This is a genomic window from Hymenobacter nivis, from assembly GCF_003149515.1.
GTDB lineage: Bacteria > Bacteroidota > Bacteroidia > Cytophagales > Hymenobacteraceae > Hymenobacter > Hymenobacter nivis.
The window spans coordinates 1,443,939-1,464,219 of sequence record NZ_CP029145.1 but is presented as its reverse complement, the minus strand read 5'-3'; the positions used below and the strand labels follow the sequence as shown (position 1 = coordinate 1,464,219).

General features: G+C 61.0%; 21 protein-coding genes. 7 read left to right on the top strand and 14 right to left on the bottom strand.

Annotation, left to right across the window (positions count from 1 at the left end):
• Positions 1 to 32: 32 nt before the first annotated feature.
• From DDQ68_RS06330 to DDQ68_RS06315, 4 genes are all read right to left on the bottom strand, one after another.
• Positions 33 to 269, bottom strand: a complete 237-nt coding sequence (locus tag DDQ68_RS06330) for a NifU family protein (RefSeq protein ID WP_109655548.1) — start codon at positions 267 to 269, stop codon at positions 33 to 35.
• A gap of 113 nt (positions 270 to 382) precedes the next feature.
• The gene (locus tag DDQ68_RS06325; protein ID WP_109655547.1) at positions 383 to 1,483 is read right to left on the bottom strand and encodes an Mrp/NBP35 family ATP-binding protein; all 1,101 of its coding nucleotides are present in this window, start codon (positions 1,481 to 1,483) and stop codon (positions 383 to 385) included.
• A 79-nt stretch (positions 1,484 to 1,562) separates the two neighbouring features.
• Positions 1,563 to 3,410 carry a glycoside hydrolase family 2 protein gene (locus tag DDQ68_RS06320; protein WP_109655546.1) on the bottom strand — a complete coding sequence of 616 codons (1,848 nt, stop codon included), beginning with the start codon at positions 3,408 to 3,410 and terminating at the stop codon, positions 1,563 to 1,565.
• A 261-nt stretch (positions 3,411 to 3,671) separates the two neighbouring features.
• The gene (locus DDQ68_RS06315; RefSeq protein ID WP_109655545.1) at positions 3,672 to 4,949 is read right to left on the bottom strand and encodes an asparagine synthetase B; all 1,278 of its coding nucleotides are present in this window, start codon (positions 4,947 to 4,949) and stop codon (positions 3,672 to 3,674) included.
• A gap of 131 nt (positions 4,950 to 5,080) precedes the next feature.
• Between DDQ68_RS06315 and DDQ68_RS06310 the strand changes: the two genes are divergently transcribed.
• The 3 genes from DDQ68_RS06310 to DDQ68_RS22650 all read left to right on the top strand — a co-directional run bounded on the left by DDQ68_RS06310 (position 5,081) and on the right by DDQ68_RS22650 (position 7,886).
• Positions 5,081 to 6,319: an ABC transporter permease gene (locus DDQ68_RS06310; protein ID WP_109655544.1), complete on the top strand. Its 1,239-nt coding sequence runs from the start codon at positions 5,081 to 5,083 to the stop codon at positions 6,317 to 6,319.
• Between the two features lie 143 nt (positions 6,320 to 6,462).
• A complete protein-coding gene (locus tag DDQ68_RS06305; protein WP_162549898.1) occupies positions 6,463 to 6,987 on the top strand; it encodes a hypothetical protein in 525 nt (174 codons plus the stop codon).
• A gap of 269 nt (positions 6,988 to 7,256) precedes the next feature.
• Complete coding sequence (locus tag DDQ68_RS22650; protein ID WP_162549897.1) at positions 7,257 to 7,886, top strand: helix-turn-helix transcriptional regulator; 630 nt, start codon at positions 7,257 to 7,259, stop codon at positions 7,884 to 7,886.
• A 19-nt stretch (positions 7,887 to 7,905) separates the two neighbouring features.
• On the opposite strand, the gene DDQ68_RS24645 is transcribed toward DDQ68_RS22650, so the two are convergent.
• Entirely contained in the window at positions 7,906 to 8,103 is a 198-nt protein-coding gene (locus DDQ68_RS24645; RefSeq protein ID WP_162549896.1) for a type II toxin-antitoxin system RelE/ParE family toxin, read from the bottom strand.
• A gap of 82 nt (positions 8,104 to 8,185) precedes the next feature.
• Positions 8,186 to 8,374: a hypothetical protein gene (locus tag DDQ68_RS06290; protein ID WP_109655541.1), complete on the bottom strand. Its 189-nt coding sequence runs from the start codon at positions 8,372 to 8,374 to the stop codon at positions 8,186 to 8,188.
• Between the two features lie 151 nt (positions 8,375 to 8,525).
• Between DDQ68_RS06290 and dnaN the strand changes: the two genes are divergently transcribed.
• The 3 genes from dnaN (at position 8,526) to gldC (ending at position 10,971) form a co-directional block, all read left to right on the top strand.
• Positions 8,526 to 9,650 (top strand): DNA polymerase III subunit beta, encoded by a 1,125-nt coding sequence (dnaN, locus tag DDQ68_RS06285; protein ID WP_109655540.1) that lies wholly within the window; start codon positions 8,526 to 8,528, stop codon positions 9,648 to 9,650.
• 291 nt (positions 9,651 to 9,941) lie between these two features.
• On the top strand, positions 9,942 to 10,475 hold the full coding sequence (locus DDQ68_RS22645) for a hypothetical protein (RefSeq protein WP_162549895.1): 534 nt from the start codon (positions 9,942 to 9,944) through the stop codon (positions 10,473 to 10,475).
• Positions 10,476 to 10,632: 157 nt separating this feature from the next.
• A complete protein-coding gene (gene gldC / locus DDQ68_RS06280) occupies positions 10,633 to 10,971 on the top strand; it encodes a gliding motility protein GldC (RefSeq protein WP_109658336.1) in 339 nt (112 codons plus the stop codon).
• 81 nt (positions 10,972 to 11,052) lie between these two features.
• On the opposite strand, the gene DDQ68_RS06275 is transcribed toward gldC, so the two are convergent.
• The 6 genes from DDQ68_RS06275 to DDQ68_RS06250 form a co-directional block, all read right to left on the bottom strand.
• Entirely contained in the window at positions 11,053 to 11,619 is a 567-nt protein-coding gene (locus DDQ68_RS06275) for a DUF4890 domain-containing protein (RefSeq protein WP_109655539.1), read from the bottom strand.
• A gap of 101 nt (positions 11,620 to 11,720) precedes the next feature.
• On the bottom strand, positions 11,721 to 12,260 hold the full coding sequence (gene dcd / locus DDQ68_RS06270; protein WP_109655538.1) for a dCTP deaminase: 540 nt from the start codon (positions 12,258 to 12,260) through the stop codon (positions 11,721 to 11,723).
• Positions 12,261 to 12,335: 75 nt separating this feature from the next.
• Positions 12,336 to 13,265: a hypothetical protein gene (locus DDQ68_RS06265; protein ID WP_109655537.1), complete on the bottom strand. Its 930-nt coding sequence runs from the start codon at positions 13,263 to 13,265 to the stop codon at positions 12,336 to 12,338.
• Between the two features lie 100 nt (positions 13,266 to 13,365).
• Positions 13,366 to 14,667 carry a glutamate-1-semialdehyde 2,1-aminomutase gene (hemL, locus tag DDQ68_RS06260; RefSeq protein ID WP_109655536.1) on the bottom strand — a complete coding sequence of 434 codons (1,302 nt, stop codon included), beginning with the start codon at positions 14,665 to 14,667 and terminating at the stop codon, positions 13,366 to 13,368.
• 266 nt (positions 14,668 to 14,933) lie between these two features.
• Positions 14,934 to 16,985 carry a tetratricopeptide repeat protein gene (locus DDQ68_RS06255; RefSeq protein ID WP_109655535.1) on the bottom strand — a complete coding sequence of 684 codons (2,052 nt, stop codon included), beginning with the start codon at positions 16,983 to 16,985 and terminating at the stop codon, positions 14,934 to 14,936.
• A 238-nt stretch (positions 16,986 to 17,223) separates the two neighbouring features.
• Positions 17,224 to 18,141: a cation diffusion facilitator family transporter gene (locus DDQ68_RS06250; RefSeq protein WP_109655534.1), complete on the bottom strand. Its 918-nt coding sequence runs from the start codon at positions 18,139 to 18,141 to the stop codon at positions 17,224 to 17,226.
• A 249-nt stretch (positions 18,142 to 18,390) separates the two neighbouring features.
• Here DDQ68_RS06250 and DDQ68_RS06245 point away from each other — a divergent pair, with 249 nt between their 5' ends.
• The gene (locus DDQ68_RS06245) at positions 18,391 to 19,059 is read left to right on the top strand and encodes a DUF1361 domain-containing protein (protein ID WP_162549894.1); all 669 of its coding nucleotides are present in this window, start codon (positions 18,391 to 18,393) and stop codon (positions 19,057 to 19,059) included.
• Positions 19,060 to 19,084: 25 nt separating this feature from the next.
• On the opposite strand, the gene DDQ68_RS06240 is transcribed toward DDQ68_RS06245, so the two are convergent.
• Positions 19,085 to 19,288: a DUF433 domain-containing protein gene (locus tag DDQ68_RS06240; RefSeq protein WP_109655532.1), complete on the bottom strand. Its 204-nt coding sequence runs from the start codon at positions 19,286 to 19,288 to the stop codon at positions 19,085 to 19,087.
• Positions 19,289 to 19,344: 56 nt separating this feature from the next.
• A complete protein-coding gene (locus tag DDQ68_RS06235; RefSeq protein ID WP_162549893.1) occupies positions 19,345 to 20,193 on the bottom strand; it encodes a DUF2726 domain-containing protein in 849 nt (282 codons plus the stop codon).
• Between the last annotated feature and the right edge of the window lie 88 nt (positions 20,194 to 20,281).

The following is a 20,281-nucleotide window of genomic DNA, read 5'->3' as shown; positions in this document are numbered from 1 at the left end:
AAGCCCGAGGCAAGTAGTTGATGGGTAAAAGTTTATTTAGCTTCTACGGCCGTGATTTCTGGCACGGCTCTGCGCACGGAATCCTCGAGGCCGGCGCGCGTCATCGGCGACATGGGGCAAGCCCCGCAGGCGCCTTCCCATTCGAGTTGGAGAACGCCTTCGGCGGTGATGTTGGCCACGCGCACGTTGCCGCCGTCGGTGGCCAGGTAAGGGCGCAAATCGTCCAGGGCGGCTTCGATGCGGGGCAGCAGGGGATGGTCGAGGAGCATTTCCTTTTTAATTATGAGTTATAAATTATGAGTTGTGAATCAGAGATTATAAACGGTAACGGCGGCCGGTAACGGGCGTTTCAATTCATAATTCTCAATTCATAATTAATTAGCTAGCGCTGCATTTCCACCACGGTGGTTTTGGGCGCGATGTTGTTGCGAATACTCACTTGCCGGGCCACGGCTTCGGCCAGATTGGCAAAGGCCTGGCCCACGGCCGACGTGGCGTCGAGCACGGCGGGCCGGCCCTGGTCGCCGTCCTCGCGAATGCTTTGCACCAGCGGCAGCTGGCCCAACAGGGGCACGTCGTGCAGCTCGGCCAGGCGCTGGCCGCCGTTTTCGCCGAAGATAAAGTATTTATTGTCGGGCAGCTCGGCCGGCGTGAACCAAGCCATGTTTTCGACGATGCCCAGTACGGGTACGTTGATCTGGGGCTGGCGGAACATTTGGAGGCCCTTCTGGGCATCGGCCAAGGCCACGCGCTGCGGTGTGGTCACGATGACGGCCCCGGTCACGGGCACCGACTGCACCAGCGTGAGGTGGATATCGGAGGTGCCGGGGGGCAGGTCGAGCAGCAGGTAATCCAGCTCGCCCCACTCCACTTCGGTGATGAATTGCTTGAGGGCTGACGAGGCCATGGGGCCCCGCCACACGATGGCGCTTTCGGCCGGGGCCAAGAAGCCGATGCTCATCAGCTTCACGCCGTAGCGCTCGATGGGCTGGATGAGGTTCTTGCCGTTGGGGCCCTGGAACACGTGCGGCTTGGAATCTTCCACCCCGAACATCAGCGGCATGCTGGGGCCCGAAATATCGGCGTCAATCAAACCTACTTTGGCCCCGGAGGCGGCCAGCGCCACCGCCAGGTTAGCCGTGATGGTGCTTTTGCCTACGCCGCCCTTGCCCGAGGCAATGGCGATGATGTTTTTTACGCCGGGCAGCAGCTCGTTGTTGTTGCGCAGGGTGGTCACGCGCGAGTTCATGGTAATCACCACGTTGGCGTCCTTGTCCACCATCGTGTGGATGGCCCGCTCGCAGGCGTCGTGGATGAGCTGCTTGAGGGGGCAGGCGGGCGTGGTGAGCACCACGGTGAAGGCCACGGTGAGGCCGTCAATGTGCACGTCCTCAATCATTTTGAGGGTTACCAGGTCCTGGCCCAAGTCGGGCTCCTCCACGTAGCTCAGGGCCTTAAAAACGGCTTCTTCGGTTATCGGCATCTTGGGTGCGGCGCCCGTTGGGGGCGCTGTGCAAAGATAACCCGCAGGCGGGGCCAGGGGTTCGGCCCCGCCCGGTTAGTTATTTGCCGTGAGGCCCTGCCGCCGGCACCTCGGGCTGCGAGGCCAGCACGCCGGCCGGCACTTCCAGGGCCCCGGTGTGGAAGTTGATGAGACCGTTGCGCTCGTCTTCGATGTTGGTGGCCTGGGTGTACACGTCGCCGGCGATGGAGCGCTGGCGCAGCTCGTGCTTGAAGGCGCGGATGCTGCTGGTGCGGGCCTCGGCGTCGGCGGGGCCCCCGTAGTCGGAGAAGCCGAAGCCGCCCCACTCGCTCACAATCAGGGGCTTCTGGCAGCGGTAGAAGAACGGGTCGCCCACCACGAGCGGGAAGGCGGCGGTGCCGTCGAGCTCGCCGTGCACGAGGCGGTCGAGTAGCTCCTGCCAGCGGCCCAGGTCGGGGGTATATAGGTGGGCCGTGAGCAGGTCTGATTTCAGGCGGCCCCGGTCGGAAATATGGTGCCAGCCGTCGTTGTCAATCACCAAAAACTGCGGGTGGTTGATTTTCATGTAGTGGTACATCTCCACGATGTAGGCCCGGGTGTCGGGGTTGGTGGCAATGTCCTGGCAGCCCCAGTCTTCGTTGTAGAGGCTCCAGATGACCACCGAGGGGTGCGACTGCATCAGGGCCAGCATGCGCAGCAGCTCGGCGCGGTGGTTTTGGCGGCTGCGGGGCGTGGAGCTGTGCGGGCTAGGCACCTCCACCCACAGCAGCAGGCCCAGCTCGTCGGCCAGGGCGTAGAGGCGCGGGTCGATGCCGGCGATGTGCACCCGCACCAGGTTGCAGCCCAGCGCCTGCATGGCGTAGAAGTGGCGGCGGATTTCCTCGTAGGTAGCCGTGCCGGGCTGGTAGAGGATGCCGTCGAGGTACACGGGCGCGTTGTTGAGGTACACCCGGCTGCCGCGGCTCTCAACTTTGCGCAGGCCGAAATCCGCCTCAATCTGGGCCGCGTAGCCGTCCTGGTCGATGAGCTGGGCCACGAGGCGGTACAGGTTGGGGGCCCCGGGCTGCCACAGGCGGGCCCCGGGCAGCTCCAGCACCACGCGCTGCTCGCGCTGCCCGGCGGCGAGGCGCAGTGGGAAGTCGGCGGTGGCCAGCGGAGCGGGCGCGCTGTCGACGCGCTCAAACACTTGGAGGCGCAGCGTGTAGGGCCCCGGGTCCTGGATGCGGGTGGTCAGGTTGAAGCGCACCAGCCGGTCCTCAATCACGCTGTCGACGCTTACGCGCGAGCGCAGACGGTTGCGCTCCACCATCTCCAGCCACACGCTGCGCACGGCCCCGGTCTGGGTTTGGTACCAGATGCCGCCGCGCTTGTACACGTGCGACTCTTGCTTGCCGCGGGGCGTTTCGGCGTCCATCGTGTGGGCAATGCGCACCGTGAGGCGGTTGACGAGCTGCAACAGGCCGGGCCGTAGCTCGAACGAGAACGAGGTGTATTCGCCATAGTGCACGTCCTCGCCCTCAATGGTTTGCAGCAGGTGGCCGTTCAGCCACACGCGGGTTTCGTAGCCGCAGGCCCCAAACGTGAGTTGAAACAGTGAGTGCTTGTCGGTGGCGTCGCGTTCGGGGAGGCGAAATTCGCGCTCGTACCAGGCCACCACCTGGTCTTGCCACACGGCGGGGTGGGTTTGGTCCTTGGCGGCGGCCATGTGCTCCTCCACCGAGCCGGGCCAGCTGGCAATGCCGTCGTAAGCGTGGCCCAGGCACCAGTCGTCGTTCAGCCCTACGTCTTGGTAATCAATGATAAAGCGCCACTCGCCGTCGAGGAGCAGGTAGTTGTTGTCGCGCACCACGGCGCGGGGCAGGGGGTTGGCCAGGTGCGGGTCGTGGCTGAGGGTTGAGAAGCCGTAGTTGGGGGCGGGGGGGAGCATGAATAAAAAATAAGCACGGGCAACAGACAGGACCGCAAGGTGGGCAGAAACCACGAAACGGGCCCGAAAAGTTATAGGATAGAGGCAATAAGGGTAGGATGGGGCCCCAGCCGAGAAAACCCTTAAAAGCACGTCATGCTGAACAAAGTGAAGCATCTCTCCCGCAGCAGTGACCCAATCGAATCGGATTAGTCAGCGGGAGAGATGCTTCACTTTGTTCAGCATGACGTTCTCTTATACACCTAGGTATTTCCCAACCGGCTAGGTCTTCTGCTTCTTCTTTTTGGCCGCCGGAAACAGCACGTTGTTCAGAATTAGGCGGTAGCCGGGCGAGTTGGGGTGCAGGGCCAGGTCGGTGGGCTCCTCGCCTACCAGGTGCTGGTAGTCTTCGGGGTCGTGGCCGCCGTAAAACGTCCAGGTGCCCTTGCCCAGCGTGCCATGCAGGTAGCGCACCTCGCCGTCCTGCTTGGTGTCGCCCATCACCACTACGTCGGGCTTCACGAGGCTCTTGCGGAAGGCCGTAGTTTGGCCCATAAAACCCTTGATGATCTTCTCGTGGTTCTGGGTAAGCATGGTGGGCACGGGGTCGTACTTGGCCGAGAAGGTAAAGAGCTGGAAGTAGTCGTTGCTCTCGCCCAAGCCCCGCTCGTAGGGCTCCATGTCGATGTTGGAATACTCGTACCGGTAGGGGTCGCGCACGAGCTGGAAGTTCTGGAAGGCCAGGCAGCGGTTAAAGTTGAGCTTGCTTTGGGCCTGCGGGTCGGCGGGGTCGCCGTCGTACATGCTCTCCACCATGTCCACGCCCAGGCCGGCCAGGGCGATGTCGTAGCTGTCGGTGGCCGAGCACATAGCGAACAAAAACCCGCCCCCGGCGATGAATTCCTGCATTTTCACGGCCACCGTCGCCTTCATCTGGCTCACCTTGCCGAAGTTGTTGCGCTTGGCGGCCGCTTCGGCGTCGTGCACCTGCTGCTGGTACCAGGGGTAGTTGCGGTAGGTGGCGTAAAACTTGCCGTACTGGCCCGTGAAGTCCTCGTGGTGCAGGTGCAGCCAGTCGTACTTGGGCAGCACGCCGCCCAGTATTTCGTCGTCGTAAATCTTGTCGTACGGAATCTCGGCATACTCCAACACCATCGTCACGGCGTCGTCCCAGGGCTGCTTGCCCTTGGGCGTGTACACCGCAATTTTGGGTACCTTCTCCAGCTTCATCACGTCCATGTTGGCGTTGGCGTCGGCGATTTCGGCCAAAATGCCGCTGTATTGCGCCTCGCTAATAACCGAGTAGCTCACACCGCGGGCGGCCAGCTCAGTTTCGGCCCCCGGCGTCACGTCGAAGGCAAACGCGCCGCCGCGGTAATTCAGGAGCCAGTCCACGGGTACCTCGCGCTGCAACAGCCAGAAGGCCACCCCGTAGGCTTTCAGGCACTCCTTCTGGGTATTGTCCATCGGGATGAGCACGTGGTTGGCACGGGCCGCCAGGGGCCCCAGCAGGCCGGCCAGCAGCAGCCAAAACGAGAAGAGAAAACGCGGGTGCCGCATAAGTTTTTCGGGAAAATAACGCACCCGCCCAACGAGGCGGCCGCAACGGTGGTTCAAGTTAGGCGCCGGCCGCCGAACTTTGGGCCGGCCTGGGGCCCCCCGCCGGGGCCCCACCGCCCACCCCCGCCGCCATGAACCTGCTCGAAAACATCCGCGAAGCCTTCCGCTCCATCCGCAGCAACCTGCTGCGCACCGTGCTCACGGCCCTCATCGTCAGCATCGGCCTGTTTGCCCTGGTGGGTATCCTCACCAGCATCGACGCCATGAAGAACTCGCTGAACGCGACGTTTGCCAGCCTGGGCAGCAACTCGTTCGAAATTCGGGCCAAGGGCTACAATAACCGCTCGCGCCACGGCGGCGTGCAGGGCAAGCAATACCCGGCCCTCACGCTGCTCCAGGCCCGCCAGTACAAGGCGCAGCTGGGCACCGAGGCCGAGGTGGGCGTGTCGGCCTTCATCTCGGGGGCTACGGAGCTTAAGGCCAACGGCGAAAAAACCAACCCCAACATGCAGGTGATGGCCGGCGACGAAAACTATCTGCGCATCCAGGGCTACAACCTGGCCCAGGGCCGCAGCTTCTCGCAAAACGAGCTCACGCGCGGCGCCAACGTGGCCATTGTGGGCGACGAAATCCGCGAGAAGCTGTTTCCGCGCCAAACTCCTGTGGGGCAGTACGTTACGGCCCTGGGCCGGCGCTTCCTCATTGTGGGCCTGCTAGCGCCCAGCGGCACCACTATGGGCGGGGGTGGGGCCGACCGCCTGGCCCTGCTGCCGCTCGAAACCGGCAACCAGCTGCCCCGCGCCGGGGCCCTCACCTACGCCCTGAAAACGGCCAGCACCCGCCCGGCCCTGCTGCCCTACCTGCTCGACCAGGCCACCGGCATTATGCGCAACGTGCGCCACGACCGCCTGGGCCAAGCCGATTCGTTCGAAATTGAGAGCAGCGACTCGCTGGCCAAAACTCTCGACGAGCTTTCGGGCAAAATGCGGGTCGGGGGCGGCATCATCGCCTTCATCACGCTGCTCGGGGCCAGCATCGCCCTCATGAACATCATGCTCGTATCCGTTACGGAGCGCACCCGCGAAATTGGGGTGCGCAAGGCCCTGGGGGCCACGGCCGTCCAAATCCGGCAGCAGTTCCTCATCGAGGCCATCGTGATTTGCGTGCTCGGCGGGGCCTTGGGCATCGGCCTGGGCGTGCTCGGCGGCAACGGTGTGGCGTTGCTCATCGGCAGCGGCTCGTTCTACGTGCCCTGGTTTTGGATGCTGGTGGGCCTGGTTATTTGCGTGAGCGTGGGCCTGCTCTCGGGCTCGTACCCGGCCGGCAAAGCCGCGGCGCTGGATCCCATCGAGAGCCTGCGCTACGAATAGGACCGTAGTTTTAACGGATGAAACGGATTTTTTGGGGTTCCGTCAGGGCACTGTGCGGGCCGGGAATCTGGCTGGGATTGGGGCTGCTGGGGGCCCCGGCATGGGCGTAGTTCGCGCCGGGCTGCTGGGCGTAGGTGTACGGCGTGACCGAAGCAGATTTCACCGTGCCGCAGGTGAAGCTGGCGGACGCCGCCGTGGCCCGGCGCATCAACCGGGCGCTGCTCCAGCTGCTTGTCCGGGCCCACGCAGCAGGCGACGTCGATTCCCTGCGCACGCCCCGGCAGCAGCTGCGCCAAGCCGACCAGGCAAGCCGCTACGACGCCGACGAGAAGGTGTCGCGCAACTACGGCCGGGGGCTTGTGGGCGCGGACTACAACGTGTTGCTAAACCAGGGTTTTTCGCTTCTATTCGGGTTTACGCTTGAGTTTGTGGGGGTGCAACCCATGCAGGAAACCGGGCACGTTACGTTCGACCTCCGCACTGGCCGCCCGCTCCGGCTGGCCGACGTGGTGGCCGATGAACCCGCCCAATTAACGCTGCGAACGGAGGGTGCCATCAACCGGCGCATGGGCGAAACGCTGGTCGAAATCGTAGCCACCATCAACGATTCGGCAGAAGTAGCTGGTCTGACCGAGCGCTTTACTGGAACAAGGCAACCCGGCGGGTGAGTTTTGAACGGGCCGCCCGCCCCGATGGGGCCCCGGGCGTCGCTCTTGACGAAATCACCCTTACGCCCCGGGCATTGCTGCTGTTCTACCGGTTCGAATTGCCCCACGTCATGCAAAACTTCGAGCCTGACGATACTTACTGATTTCCCTACGTGCGGGTGCGCCCCTGGGGCCCGCCGGTGCCGGTAGCCCACGCCGCTGGGGCTCCAAAAAAGCCGTAGCCGCCAGCGGTTATACATTTGCACAACGTTTCATTTGTGTAAATATTCATGCTGGCCCCCGTTAACCTCCGCTTCGCCGAACTCATTCAAGAAATTGGCCTGACTAAAAACGCCTTTGCGCAGTCGCTGGGCAAAACTGCCAGCGTAATACAGCACCTCATCGACGGCCGCAATAAGCCCGGCTACGACCTACTGTGCAAGGTTTTTGAGATTTACCCAAATGTATCGAAGGACTGGCTGATGGAAGGGCACGGCCCTATGCTGCTCACCGGGCCCCCCAGCGCCGCCTCCGCAGCAGCGCCCGTGCCGCAAACGTCGGCCGTAGCCCTGAAAAAGACCGCCGGGGTCCCCTCGCTCTTCGCCGCCCAAGTGGCCGACGAAGCCTTGGAAGCGCCGGCCGCCAGTGCCCCGCAGCCCGCGGCTAGCCCAGCGGTGCCACTAGTCGTGCCCCCGGTGACTGAGGCCGTCCCGCCGGTAGTGGCCCCGCCCGTGGGGGCCCCCGCGCTGGTACCAGCAGCAACTGCGGCGCCCGTGCCCGCAGCCGACGTGGCCATCGGCGCTGCCCTCCAAACCCAGCACCTGCTGCACCAATTGGCGCTGGCCGAAATGCGTAACCAGTACTTAGTGGAGCAACAGCAGCTGCTGCGCCAAATGTTGGACATGGCCCAGGGGCGGTAGTGGCGTCTGCCCGCGGTGATTAGCCCGGGTCGGAGAGCGGGCGCGAAGTATGATGAACGCGCGTGATGTCAATTCGCTCCGTGCTTACGATTCGGTACACAATGCGGAAATTTCCTTCGGTTAATTCCCGAATGCGGGGGTTGCCGAACTTGGGAACCATGCGGCCGAGCCGGGGAAATGATTCCAGAATGCGAGTTCTATCAATGATTCGCTGCACCAGGGCTGCCGCATTGGCGGCGGACGACGGGCGGTGTACTCCCGGGCCGCTTGTAAATTACCGACGGCCGCGTTGGTCCAGCTTATTTTTCCCGCGTTTGTACCAATTTTAATAGGGCCTCCTGGGAAATGGTTTCGTCCTGTTCACTCTGGCGGATACCTTCTTCAACCTTGGCCATGAAAACGAGTCGCTCCAAGGTTTCTTCCAGCTCACTGGCGTTGACGTCGGCGGGTAGCGCATTGATGGCCGCTAAAATGGTTTCTCTGCTCATGGTGCGCTAAAATTTAGAGTAGCTGGAAACGGGGCCCCAGGGCTCGGCCGCCGCGCCGCGACCGCTACCAAAGATAGCGCCGGCCGCTTTCCAAAGCCCGGGGCGGCCGCGTATCTTTGCCGTCCCCCAACCCTAGCCTAGCCTTCGTCTTATGAAATTCATCGTCTCCTCTTCCGCGCTGCTCAAGCAGCTCCAGAGCATCAACGGCGTGGTTACGAACAACCCCGTGGTGCCCATTCTCGAGAATTTCCTTTTTGAGATTGAAGCCGGTAAGCTGACGATTACGGCTTCCGACCTGGAAACTAGCATGATCACCGAGCTGCCCGTGGAGGCCCGCGACGCCGGCCGCATCGCCGCGCCCGCCCGCATCCTGCTCGACACGCTGAAGAACCTGCCCGACCAGCCCGTTACCTTCACTATCGACGAGGAGACGTACACCATTGAAATTGGCTCGGCCAACGGGCGCTACAAGCTGGCCGGCGAAAACGCCGCCGACTTCCCCCGCGTGCCGGTGGTGAAGGGCTCGGCTCCGGTCGAAATCCCGTCGTCGTCGCTGGCCCGGGCCATAAACAAAACCATCTTCGCGGTGAGCACCGACGAGCTGCGCCCGGCCATGACCGGCATCCTGGTGCAGCTGGCCGACGCGCAAATCACCTTCGTGGCCACCGATGGCCACCGCCTGCTGCGCTACCGCCGCCAGGACGTGGGCGCCGGCCAAACCGCTAACCTCATCGTCCCGCGCAAGGCCTTCAACCTGCTCAAGGGGGTGCTGCCCTCGGAGGCAGCCCCAGTGCGCATCGAGTTCAACCAGAGCAACGCTTTTTTCTCGTTCAACCAGATGCGCCTCGTGTGCCGCCTCATCGACGAGCGCTACCCCGACTACGAGAACGTGATTCCGGTGAGCAACCCCAATAAGCTCACCATCAATCGCCAGGAGCTGCTGAACTCGGTGCGTCGCATCAGTATCTACTCCAATAAAACCACCCACCAGGTGCGCTTGCGTCTGGCTGGCTCCGAGCTGACGGTTTCGGCCGAAGACCTCGACTTCAGCAATGAGGCCAACGAGCGCCTGGCTTGCCAGTACGACGGCGAGGATATGGAAATTGGCTTCAACGCCCGCTTCCTGCAAGAAATGCTCTCCAACATCGACTCCGAGGAAATTACCTTGGAGCTGAGTACCCCCAACCGCGCCGGCCTGCTAATGCCCGCCGCCGCCGACGACAACGAAAGCATCCTGATGCTGGTGATGCCGGTGATGCTCAACAACTACGTTTAATCTTTGACGCTTACCTATTTATCTAAGAGCGTCATGCTAAGCGCAGCGAAGCATCTCTACCGCGCAAGGAATTAACTGATGTTACGTAGCATCTGCGTCTATTTGTTGGGATGGGCATTTGTATCGACTGCAACAGCTTGTTTCCAGCAAGCTGGCGCAAGGCCTACGTAATATCAGCTACTAACTTGTTTACTAAAAAGAAACACCCGTAATTATAGTTCTTGGCGAGTAGCAAGTACCGTAATGATAGCGGTAATTTTCCACAGTATCGTTCTAAAAATAGGTTGATACATGAAAACTAATATTTTGCTTTTATACGGACTAGTTTCATTATCTGCTTTTGGTTGCAAAAAACACTCGACAGAGCAAAAACACTCGACAGAGCAAGAAATTAAAACTAAAATTAATCAACTTTATTCCAAAAAAAGGGGTTTTTACGATAATGTGCCAGATACAACTCTATTTTCAAACAACATTGTGAAGAATATGATGAATGTACAGGAAATAACGAAAGCTGATATAGAGCGAATTAAAAAAAGTAAATATCCCACTGACAAACCTGTTATACTAGAAGGAAGTTGGTATACAAGTTTATATGAAGGTTTTTCAAAATATACCATAAAAAAAATATTTATTAAAGATAATACTGCTGAAGCAGTAGTTGAATTTGAATCTAATTCCAGACCGAAAGAAATTTGGACGGATGACGTTATTTTGATACATAAAAATGATTGGAAAATTGATAATATAATATTTTCAAATAAATACAATGGCCCTAGGGATTTAAAAGCAAAACTGAACATAATAACTGACTTTACGCACTGATTGCGCCTACGCTTCAGAAAGGGGCTCCAGCTGCTTCATCAAATGCCCTTCCTACGCAATCCATCAAAGTGGTGCGTAACATCAGTAATTAATTACTCCGCCGAAAAGATGCTTCGCTAAGCTCGGCATGACGTTCTTGATTTATTGCCTCCTCCAAATGAAAAAATCCGAAATCCGCTTCAGCATTGCTCTAGACGACCAGAAAATACCCGAGGCTATCAGCTGGTCGGCCACCGACGCAGGGCCCGATATCCACTTTGCCAAGGCCATCAACATTGCCCTGTGGGACCGCGAGCAGGTGGGCACGATGAAAATTGACCTCTGGACCAAAGACATGCCGACCGACGAGATGAAGCGCTTCTGCGTGGATAACATGGGCTCGATGGCCGAAAACATCATGTCGGCCACCAACGACGTGGAAATGGCTAAGAAAATCCGCGCCCTTTGCAAAGAGCTGTCCGAATACCTCGACCAGCAGGAGCAGGGCCTGAGCTAGGGCCCCCAGTTGCCGCGAGATAATGAAAAAGCCCCGCTGGCACTGCCGGCGGGGCTTTTTTGTGGGCCTTGGGCCCCGGGGCTAGCGGGCGTTGCGGCCCAGATTGCCAGCGGGGCGGGTGTTGGCTTTGGGGTTGGCGGGGCCGATGGTGGCATCGTTAGCGCGGACTGGGGCGGGGTCCTGCACCGACTTGACGAGCGCCTCGGTGGCGACTTGGGTGGCGGTGCTGGCGTAGTCGCGGTCGGCCTTGTTGTAGCGGCCGCGGGCCTCGTAGTAATTGGAGTACTGGTCGGTACTGAGTACGCCTCGCAGCTCTTGGTCGCGCTCATGCATGATGCCGGTGCGTTGCTGGTCGAGGGCTGGTGCGTTCTTGGCGTTGAGGCGCTCGGCTGCTTCCAGCTTGGTGGTTTTGTCGGCGTTGATGGCGCGCAGGCGGGCCGCCTGGTAGCCGTTGAGATGCAGGTCGCGTACCATGTAGTCGCTCAGGCGCTCGGCGCGGTTGGTGGCTTCGGGATTGAGGCGGGGGCTGGGCTGGGTCTTGTCTTGCACAGCCACCGGGGGCGGCAGGGCCACTTGCTGGGCCCGGGCGGCGGGGGCGGCCAGGGCCAGCAGGCAGGCCAGGGCCCCAAGGGAAAGGCAGTTATTCATGGGCGGAAGGGGTTACGGAAAGCCAAAACGGTACGCAAGGACCGCGCCGCACCCGCGCGTCCTCACCCGTTTCTAACGGCAAACCCGGCCGGCCGGTTGGCTTAAAACGTGTTTTGCCACATCATTGACTCCACCGGCCGGTCGGTGCGATGGTTGTATTTGGCGCCGGGCTTGCGGTTGTATAGAGTAGCCACGTCGCCCTGCACCAGGAAGTAGATGAGCTGCCCGATGGGCATGCCGGGGTACACGCGCACGGGCACTGATACGCTGATTTCCAGCGTCCAATGGTTGCAAAAGCCCACGTCGCCCTTACCCGCCGTGGCGTGGATGTCGATGCCCAGGCGGCCCACGCTGCTCTTGCCTTCGAGGAAGGGCACGGTGGCGTGGGTTTCGGTGTATTCGGCCGTCGCGCCCAAATACAGCTGGCCTGGCTGGAGCACGAAGCCCGCGGTGGCGTCCATCTCAAAGGTGTCGATTTCGTTGTGGCGGCGGGCGTCCAGCACTGCGTCGCGGTAGGTGGCCAGGTAGCGGCCCAGGTGCACGTCGTACGAATTAGTGCCGAGGCAGCTGCGGTCAAAAGGCTCGATGACGATGGTGCCTTTCTCAATTTCGGCAAGGATTTGCTGGTCGGTCAGGATCAAAACGGGGCAGGAAAAAAGGTGGGCGGGCGGCGCGGGGCTCCGCCGCAGGATGGAACCAAGGGGTAAAAAGGGCGGCTACTCGAGGCCAGGCCGCCGGGGGCCCACGTCACTATCGGGTGCTTCCTCGTCGTCGTCATCGCCGTAGCGGTCGTCGCGCAGGGGCTTGGGGCGGGCGTCGCGCAGGCGGCTGAGCAGGCTGCGTCCTGGGGTGGGCGGGGCCACGTCGGGCTCGGGCTCGCCCTCAGGGGCCAGGTAGTCGACGCGGCGCTGGAGGCCCGGGATGACGTTGAGCACCAAGTGCAGCAGCAGCAGAAAGCTGCTCAGGCTGAGCAGGAACGTGAGGTAGTCGAGCCAGTTGTGGCGCGGGGTGGGGCCCTCGGTCTGGGGCGTGGCCACGGCGGTATCGTCGCCTTTCGCCAGGGTCCCAGTGGCGGTTTCCGAAGCATCGGTCGCGGCGGAATGAGCGTCGGCGCCACCGTCGTTGGTGGTGAGGGGGGCGGCCATGGGCCCCTCGGCGTCGGGGGCCACGGCGGCGGCATCGGCGGGGCCCCCAGCAGCGTTGAACTGGGCATCGGCCTGCTTGATGAGGCGCTCCTCGGCCCGCACCAGGGCCACCCGCTCGTCGCGGGGCAGACCGTGGATGAAGAACTCAAAGTTGCGGTCGCGCAGGATGCCGTTGAGCTGCTTGTTGAACTCGGCCAGCGACATGGGGCCCGTGCCGAAGCGGCTTTTGTAGTGCTCGGCGCTGGCGTTGTAATTCTGGAACAGCTTCCGGAGCGCGGCGTTGTCGCCGAATTGGTCGAATTGCCGGCGGGCGGCGGCGGTACGCAGCGTCACCGGGAACTTGCCGCGGGTGAAGGACTTGTCGTACACCGTTTCGAAGGTGCGGAAGTTCAGCTCGTCCACCGTTTTGTCGAACAGTGCCTTGTTGGCCTGGGCGGGCGTTTGGGCCGGGGCCAGCCGGGCAAGCAGCAGGAGCAGCGCGAGGATTTTAATTTTCAGCATAGAAAAAACGGCGCGCAAAGTAGCGCGAAGTTTAAAATTAAGTTTCGCGAAGTGGGGGATGCGGCCACAAACTTCGCGAAACTTAATTTTAAACTTCGCGCTACTCTGCGCGGTGGGCTTCCACCAGCGATTCGCGGCAGGCGGTGAGGTACTTGTCCACCAGCTCGTCGGTGATGGCCGTGGAAATGAACAGGGCCTCGAACTGCGAGGGGGCCAGGTAGATGCCGCGCTCCAGCATGGCGTGGAAGTAGCGGCCGAAGGCAGGCAGGTCGCACTGCTTGGCGTCTTCGAGGTTATTAACCGGCGCCGCCGTGAAGAACAGGCTGAACATCGAGCCCACCCGGTTCACGGTGTAGTTGAGGCCCAATTCCTGGGCGATTTGGCGGCTGCCATCGGCCAGGTGGGCGGTGGTGGCGTCGAGCTGGGCGTACAGCTCGGGGTGCTGCTGCAAGTGGCGCAGCTGGGCCAGGCCGGCGGCGGTGGCCAGCGGGTTGCCCGAGAGCGTGCCGGCCTGGTATACCTTGCCGACCGGGGCCACCTGGTTCATGATGTCGGCACGGCCGCCGTAAGCGCCCACCGGCAGGCCCCCGCCGATGATTTTGCCCAGCGTGGTCATGTCCGGCACGATGCCGAACAACTCCTGGGCCCCGCCGGGCGCCAGGCGGAAGCCGGTCATCACTTCGTCAAAAATTAATACGATGCCGTGCTCGGTGCATAAGGCGCGTAACGCCTGCAAATAGCCCTCCTGCGGAACCACCAGGCCCATGTTGCCCACCACGGGCTCCAGGATGATGGCGGCGATTTGGCTAGGGTTGGCGGCCACGGCGGCTTGCAGGGCGGGCAGGTCGTTGTAGGGCACTGTGAGGGTGTCCTGGGCCACGCCGGCCGTGACGCCGGCCGAATCGGGCGTGCCCAGGGTGAGGGCCCCCGAGCCGGCCGCGATGAGGAAGGCGTCGGCGTGGCCGTGGTAGCAGCCCTCAAACTTGAGGATTTTGGACCGCCCCGTGTAGCCCCGCGCCACCCGGATGGCCGACATGCAGGCCTCGGTGCCGGAGTTCACGAGGCGTACTTTCTCGATGCTGGGCACCATTTCGGTGATGAGCTGGGCCAGCTCACTCTCGCGGCGCGTGGGGGCCCCAAAGCTCAGCGAGTGGGGCAGGGCGGCGCGCACGGCGTCGAGCACCACGGCCGGGGCGTGGCCCAGAATCATGGGGCCCCAGGAGTTGATGAAGTCGACGTAGCGATTGCCGTCCACGTCGGTAAGCCAGGCGCCGGCGGCGCTCTGCATGAACACCGGCGTGCCGCCTACCGAGCGGAAGGCCCGCACCGGCGAGTTCACGCCCCCCGGAATCAGGTCTTTGGCCTGGGTAAAAAGGGCGTCGGAAGTCGTTTGGTTTAGCATGGAATTCAATTATCAGTTATCAATTAGCAGTGAACAGTTACCAATTAACAATTAACAGGGAATAATTATTGAAGCTATTCGAGAAATCACCAGGCCGTTATGCTGAGCGAAGCATCTTTCCCGCGCCGCTGAACGATTGATTTAGTGAGCGGTAGAGATGCTTCGACTGCGCTCCGCTCCACTCAGCATGCCGGCTGGACGATTTCCTGAACAGCCTCACTGTTAACTGCTCACTGTTAACTGCTAACAACTGTTCATTGCTCCACTTACTTCACCACGCGCATCTCAAGGCCGTCGAGCTTGGTGATGGGTACTACTTGGTTGTCACGGAAGCCGTTGGGGTAGGCGTAGCCTTGGAACACGGCCCCCGGGGCGGGCGCCTCCGTGGCCAGGCCAGGCTGAAACGCGGGGCCAAATTCGGCCAGTGCGTTGCCGAAAAACAGGAGCATGTCGAAGCCCTGGCCGGCGTAGGCGGTGGGCGGCAGGCGCTGGCGCTGCAAGTACAGCTGCCGGAAGCGCCGGTAGCCCGGGGCCCCTTCGTCGATGTACTTGGGCTGCACGAAGTAGATGCCGGGCCCGTTGAGCTGGCTGGGGTCGAGGCGCGGGTTGTCGAGCCAGGCGCCCGAGGCCAGCAGCGGCGGCCGGGTGGCGGCCGGCACGGCGCGTTGCACGCCCAGGAAATAGGGCCCCGCCTTGCGGTCGTCGGAGGCCACCACGAGGTGGCCGGTGCCGGCCAGGTCGAGGCCGGCGCTGGCGGCGGCCAGGCTCTCGTCCACGTCGGGGTTGAAGCGGCGGCGGGCGCTGACCTTGCCGCCCAGGGCCTCAAAGGTGGCCTGGTAGGCGTCGGCGAAGATGGTTTCGTCGTGGGTGTCTTCGTGCAGCAGTACGGCCGGGCGGCTAATGCCGAAGGCATCGGCGGCAAACTGCGCCGCCAGCCGGCCCTGGGTGGCCGCGCCGGGGCTATTAAGGTAGTGCCAGGGATTATCCAGTACCAAGTCGCCGTCCTGCGAGAGCGGGTTTACGCACACAATCTGGTGGTCTTGGGCGTAGCGGGCCAGCAGCTTGGCGCCCGACTTATACACCGGCCCGATCAGCAAGTCCATGCCGGCCAGCTCGGGCAGGGCCAGCACCTGCTTCAGCCGCAGGGTGTCGGCTCCGGTGTCGTAGGCAAACAATTGTACCGGATGGCCGGCCCGCTGGAGCGAGTCCTGGGCCAGGCGCAGGCCGGCGTAGAGGTCGGTTACGAACTGGTTTTTGCGCTGCTTCTGCCAGCTGGGGTCGTCCAGCTCGAAGGGCAGCAGCACGGCCACGTTGTAGCTGGTTTTGCGGGCCGTGGCGTGGGCCGCCACCCGGGGCCCCAGGGGCCCGGCGTAGCGGGCCGCATCGAGGCCGAACCTGGTCACCAGCGCGTCGAGCTGGGGCCGGTCGGCCTCGGTGCCGAAGCCGTTGGGCACGGCCAGGCGGTCGGCGTAGGCGCGGGCCAGGACGGCATCATCGGGGGTGCGGCGCAGCAGGCGCTGCCAGGTGCCGCGGTCGTTGAGGCGGGGCAGGTAGCTGGCCTTCAGCGCGTCGCGGGCGGGGCCGAAGTCGGCGGGCAGGGCCCCCAGCGTTTTCAGGGCCGTATCGTAGTCGCCCTGCTCCAGCGATACCTGGCCTTGCAGCAGCAACGCATCGTTGAGGTTGGGGTAGGTGGGGTACTCGGCGCGCAGTAGGTTGAGGAGCTGCTCGGCATCGGCCCACTGCCGCAGGCGGGCGTTGGCCACGGCGGCGAGGTAGGCCGCGTCGGCGGCGTGCGCGAAGCGGGCCCCGGGCTGGGCTAGCGGTTCCAATTCCAGCAGCGCCGCGGCGTACTGCCCCTGGTCGAGCTGCGCTTTACCGGCCCGGTAGTGCGAGTCCGGGCTACTCGTCCGGGCAGTGGGCTTGGCGGCTGGCTTATCCGTTGCGGGTTTGGCAGGGGTAGGTTTAGCTGCAGCAGCAGCGCCAGTGGCCGGTTTGGTAGTGGTGGCGCTACCGGTAGCAGGCTTGGCAACAGCGGAATTTCCGATGGTTGGCTTGGCAACAGCGGAACTGCCGTTGGTAGGCTTATTAACAGTAGAACCGCCAGCGGCCGGCCTGGCTGGGGCTGCGGTGCCAGTGGCCGGCTTAACCGTAGCCGCAGTGCCAACGGTAGGTTTGACTGCGGCTTTAGCGGCCGGCTTGGCCGCGCCAGCCTTTGCCTTCGGCGCAGCGGTGGGCGTTTGGGCCGCGGCAGCCAGCGGCAACAGGGCCCCCAGCAGCAGGTGTGGCAGCCGAAACCGGCGGATAAAAGCAAAGGGCATGGGCAGCGCGGGGTGAGTGGGCCCACAAAAGTACGTAAGGCCCGGGGGGCCCGGGGGCCGTTATTGCCGCAGGGTGCAGTGTAGCCGGAACCTCACGCGACCCCCACGGGGCGGGCCCCTCTCTAATAGACATGGGTGCGTTCAATTTGCTCGTTCAAAAGCTGGCTCCTGACTGACGATTGGCACCCCTTTCTTTTGGAGAGGGCCCGCCCCGCCGGGGTCTCGTGAGGTTCCGGCGCTAATGCTCTGCCGCCGCCGTGGCCTCCACAAAAATGCGCGTGAACTCGGGGTGCTTGGCCCGGATGGCGTGCTCCAGCCGGGCGGTGGCGGCCACCGTTTCCTGCGCCGACAGCTCGGGCTGGAAGCGCACGTCGAGGGCCAGAATGGCCTCCCGGGGCCCCAAGTACATCGAGAGCGGCGGGTGCAGGCGCGCCACGGCGGGCTCGGCGGCGGCCAGGGCGCGCAGGCTGGTCAGGGTGGCCGCGTCCACGCCCTCGCCCACCAGTAGGCCGCGGGTTTCCGTTAGCATGAATACGGCCATGCCAATCAGCAGCACTCCGATAGCCACCGACGCGCTGCCGTCGAAGTAGGGGTTATTGAGCAAATGCCCAAAAAACACGCCCGCCAGCGCAATGAGCAGGCCCACGAGCGCGGCCAGGTCTTCGAGCAGGATGGCGTACACGGCCGGGTCGCGGCTAGCGCGCAGGGCCTGCCAGAAACCGCCGGCACCGCGCGTTTTGTTGAACTCGCGGTAGGCCAGCGTGAAGGCCACGCCCTCAAACACCATGGCCAGGCCCAGCACCCAGTAGTTCCAGGTGGGGTCGGCGAGGGGCGCGGGGTCTTTGATGTGAATCCAGCCTTCGTAGAGCGAGATGCCGCCGCCCACCGCGAAGATGAGTACGGCCACGATCATCGTCCAGAAATACAGCTCCTTGCCGTGCCCAAACGGGTGCTGGTCGTCGGCCGGCCGGGCGCTGCGGGCCAGGCCCAGCAAAATCAGCAGCCCGTTGCCACTGTCCACGAGCGAGTGGATGCCCTCGGAGAGCATGGCCGCGCTGCCGGTGAAAAACGCCGCCACGAACTTGGCCGCGGCAATGGCCAGGTTGGCCCCAATGGCCCCGTACACCACGGTTTTGGAGGAAGAATTGCCCGCCATAAAATGAAGATTGAATGAGCACCTGGTACGCGCTTCGGCTATGGGGGTTATGAGTAGGGTAGAGAAAACCCCATGAACCGTCATGCTGAGCGGAACGAAGTGGAGTCGAAGCATCTCTACTGCGGCAGTAAATATTTGCTCAGCGGGAGAGATGGTTCGGCTGCGCGGACGCCAGATGAGCATGACGGCCACAAGGCTTCCCCTGGTTCCCTCCGGCTCCAGGGGCCCCCGGGCCGTACTTTCGCCGGCATGGAACCCACCCTGCCCTTCACCCGCACGCGGATCACGCTGCTGTTTGTGCTAGCCGCCTCGGTGGGCCTGAGCCTGTCTTTGATTGCCGGACGGGTCATCGTCACGCACCAAATCCGGTTCCTGTTCCTGGCCTGGAACCTCTTCCTGGCCCTCATCCCCTACGCGCTGAGTACGCTGCTCGGGCTGGCCCGGGGGCCCCTGCGGGCACGGTTGCTGCTACCGGTGGGGGCGGCGTGGCTGCTGTTTTTCCCCAACGCGCCCTACCTCGTCACCGACCTTTTCCACCTCGACGAGCGCCCCGACGCTCCGCTCTGGTTCGACCTGGCTCTCATCCTCTCCTGCGCCTGGAACGGCCTAATGCTGGCCTACGCCTCGCTGGCCGACATGCAAACCCTGGTGCGCCTGCGCCTGGGGCCCCTGGCCGGCTGGGCCTTCGCCACGGTGGCGCTGCTGCTCAGCAGCTTCGGCATCTACCTGGGCCGCTACCTGCGCTATAATTCCTGGGACGTGCTGGCCAATCCGCTCACCCTCTTCTACGACATCCTCAACCGCCTCTTGCACCCCTTCGCCTACCCCCGCACCTGGGGCGTCACAATGGTTTTCGGTGCGTTTCTGCTGCTAGGGTACGGGACAGTGCGGGTATTAGGACGGGCCCAGGCGGAGTAGGGAACTCGTGCTCTAATAAGCCAGATTAGGCATTAAGAAGTTTAGCCGTTTCTAACACTGCTACGGCCTGTATTTTCGATACAGTTGGGAATTCGTCTAAAAATTCGTCCAGCGAAACGCCCGCTTCCAGATGGTCAAACAGCGACTCTACCGGAACCCGGGTGCCGGTGAATACTGGCTGCCCGCCTAGTATATCACGGTCGGTGGTGATGAGGGTTTTGAGGTCCATAAAAAATAATTACCTATTCCTAAAAAAAAATAATATAAATATATATATTTATATTATTAACGCAAAATTTCTCTAATGAGTATTGTGAAATCTCTTTCATTTTCTTTATATGTTGTTCTCCTTACTCTAAATAATTTTTGGCCTGCTACAGCAAGTATTCTGTCTTTCATCGCATCCTTGTGTTTTTGTGCTTCTGTATCGTGATACTTGCTATCGAGTTCAATAAACCTTTTAGGCTTATAATTATCTTCTGTGTCAATAATAACACAGTCAATCAATGATTTAAAAAAATAGTTTTTTTCTTCATTTGTTAATTTATCTTGAATCTTATTAAAATCAATGATTGAACTCAATGCAACATTCGGGAAAACAAGAAAGGTCTGAAAGACTTCACGTACGGCTTTGTAAAAATGGTATTCCTGCGTTGACTTGAATATGCTAATCGAACTATCAGCAGTACTAATATTTTTGTTTTCAGTTACTTTTAGAACTTCTTCTTGTGAATGAATTATTTGTTTTGGCTTTTGATTATTGAATTTCTCAATTATCTGTTGGCAAATCAATTCATCTGGGGATAAAAGAGCGTATTCATAAGCCCTGGCTAATTCCTGTTCAATTCCAATAATTTTAATAATTAATTTTGTAAAATTTTGAGAACTTAGTTTGAATAAATAGTTTCTTCCTTGATGTAAAATCAAAAACTGCTGTAAATAATATTTGTAATCTGGGTCATTAGTCATCGATGAATTACTTAATAATTCGTCGATGAAATGTTGATCTATTAATGGCCTTAAAATAGGGTCGTTTGCGATGAAATTATAATTATCATTGTTTTTGAAAACATCGATTAGACTTGGCCAAGCTTTTTTGCTTACAAGTTGAAATACGGGTTCTCGGTCGGTCATGTTATTCTCGATATAACGAATGATGGTCAATATTCATGTTATTGCCTACAGCGAAGATAGTCCAATATTTATAGGAAATATACCTGTA

What these genes read in the sequence shown, in the direction of transcription:
- DDQ68_RS06330 (WP_109655548.1), bottom strand. Translation starts at nt 269, where the DNA reads ATGCTCCTCGACCATCCCCTGCTGCCCCGCATCGAAGCCGCCCTGGAC.
- DDQ68_RS06325 (WP_109655547.1), bottom strand. Translation starts at nt 1,483, where the DNA reads ATGCCGATAACCGAAGAAGCCGTTTTTAAGGCCCTGAGCTACGTGGAG.
- DDQ68_RS06320 (WP_109655546.1), bottom strand. Translation starts at nt 3,410, where the DNA reads ATGCTCCCCCCCGCCCCCAACTACGGCTTCTCAACCCTCAGCCACGAC.
- DDQ68_RS06315 (WP_109655545.1), bottom strand. Translation starts at nt 4,949, where the DNA reads ATGCGGCACCCGCGTTTTCTCTTCTCGTTTTGGCTGCTGCTGGCCGGC.
- DDQ68_RS06310 (WP_109655544.1), top strand. Translation starts at nt 5,081, where the DNA reads ATGAACCTGCTCGAAAACATCCGCGAAGCCTTCCGCTCCATCCGCAGC.
- DDQ68_RS22650 (WP_162549897.1), top strand. Translation starts at nt 7,257, where the DNA reads ATGCTGGCCCCCGTTAACCTCCGCTTCGCCGAACTCATTCAAGAAATT.
- DDQ68_RS06290 (WP_109655541.1), bottom strand. Translation starts at nt 8,374, where the DNA reads ATGAGCAGAGAAACCATTTTAGCGGCCATCAATGCGCTACCCGCCGAC.
- dnaN (WP_109655540.1), top strand. Translation starts at nt 8,526, where the DNA reads ATGAAATTCATCGTCTCCTCTTCCGCGCTGCTCAAGCAGCTCCAGAGC.
- DDQ68_RS22645 (WP_162549895.1), top strand. Translation starts at nt 9,942, where the DNA reads ATGAAAACTAATATTTTGCTTTTATACGGACTAGTTTCATTATCTGCT.
- gldC (WP_109658336.1), top strand. Translation starts at nt 10,633, where the DNA reads ATGAAAAAATCCGAAATCCGCTTCAGCATTGCTCTAGACGACCAGAAA.
- DDQ68_RS06275 (WP_109655539.1), bottom strand. Translation starts at nt 11,619, where the DNA reads ATGAATAACTGCCTTTCCCTTGGGGCCCTGGCCTGCCTGCTGGCCCTG.
- DDQ68_RS06265 (WP_109655537.1), bottom strand. Translation starts at nt 13,265, where the DNA reads ATGCTGAAAATTAAAATCCTCGCGCTGCTCCTGCTGCTTGCCCGGCTG.
- hemL (WP_109655536.1), bottom strand. Translation starts at nt 14,667, where the DNA reads ATGCTAAACCAAACGACTTCCGACGCCCTTTTTACCCAGGCCAAAGAC.
- DDQ68_RS06255 (WP_109655535.1), bottom strand. Translation starts at nt 16,985, where the DNA reads ATGCCCTTTGCTTTTATCCGCCGGTTTCGGCTGCCACACCTGCTGCTG.
- DDQ68_RS06250 (WP_109655534.1), bottom strand. Translation starts at nt 18,141, where the DNA reads ATGGCGGGCAATTCTTCCTCCAAAACCGTGGTGTACGGGGCCATTGGG.
- DDQ68_RS06245 (WP_162549894.1), top strand. Translation starts at nt 18,391, where the DNA reads ATGGAACCCACCCTGCCCTTCACCCGCACGCGGATCACGCTGCTGTTT.
- DDQ68_RS06240 (WP_109655532.1), bottom strand. Translation starts at nt 19,288, where the DNA reads ATGGACCTCAAAACCCTCATCACCACCGACCGTGATATACTAGGCGGG.
- DDQ68_RS06235 (WP_162549893.1), bottom strand. Translation starts at nt 20,193, where the DNA reads ATGACCGACCGAGAACCCGTATTTCAACTTGTAAGCAAAAAAGCTTGG.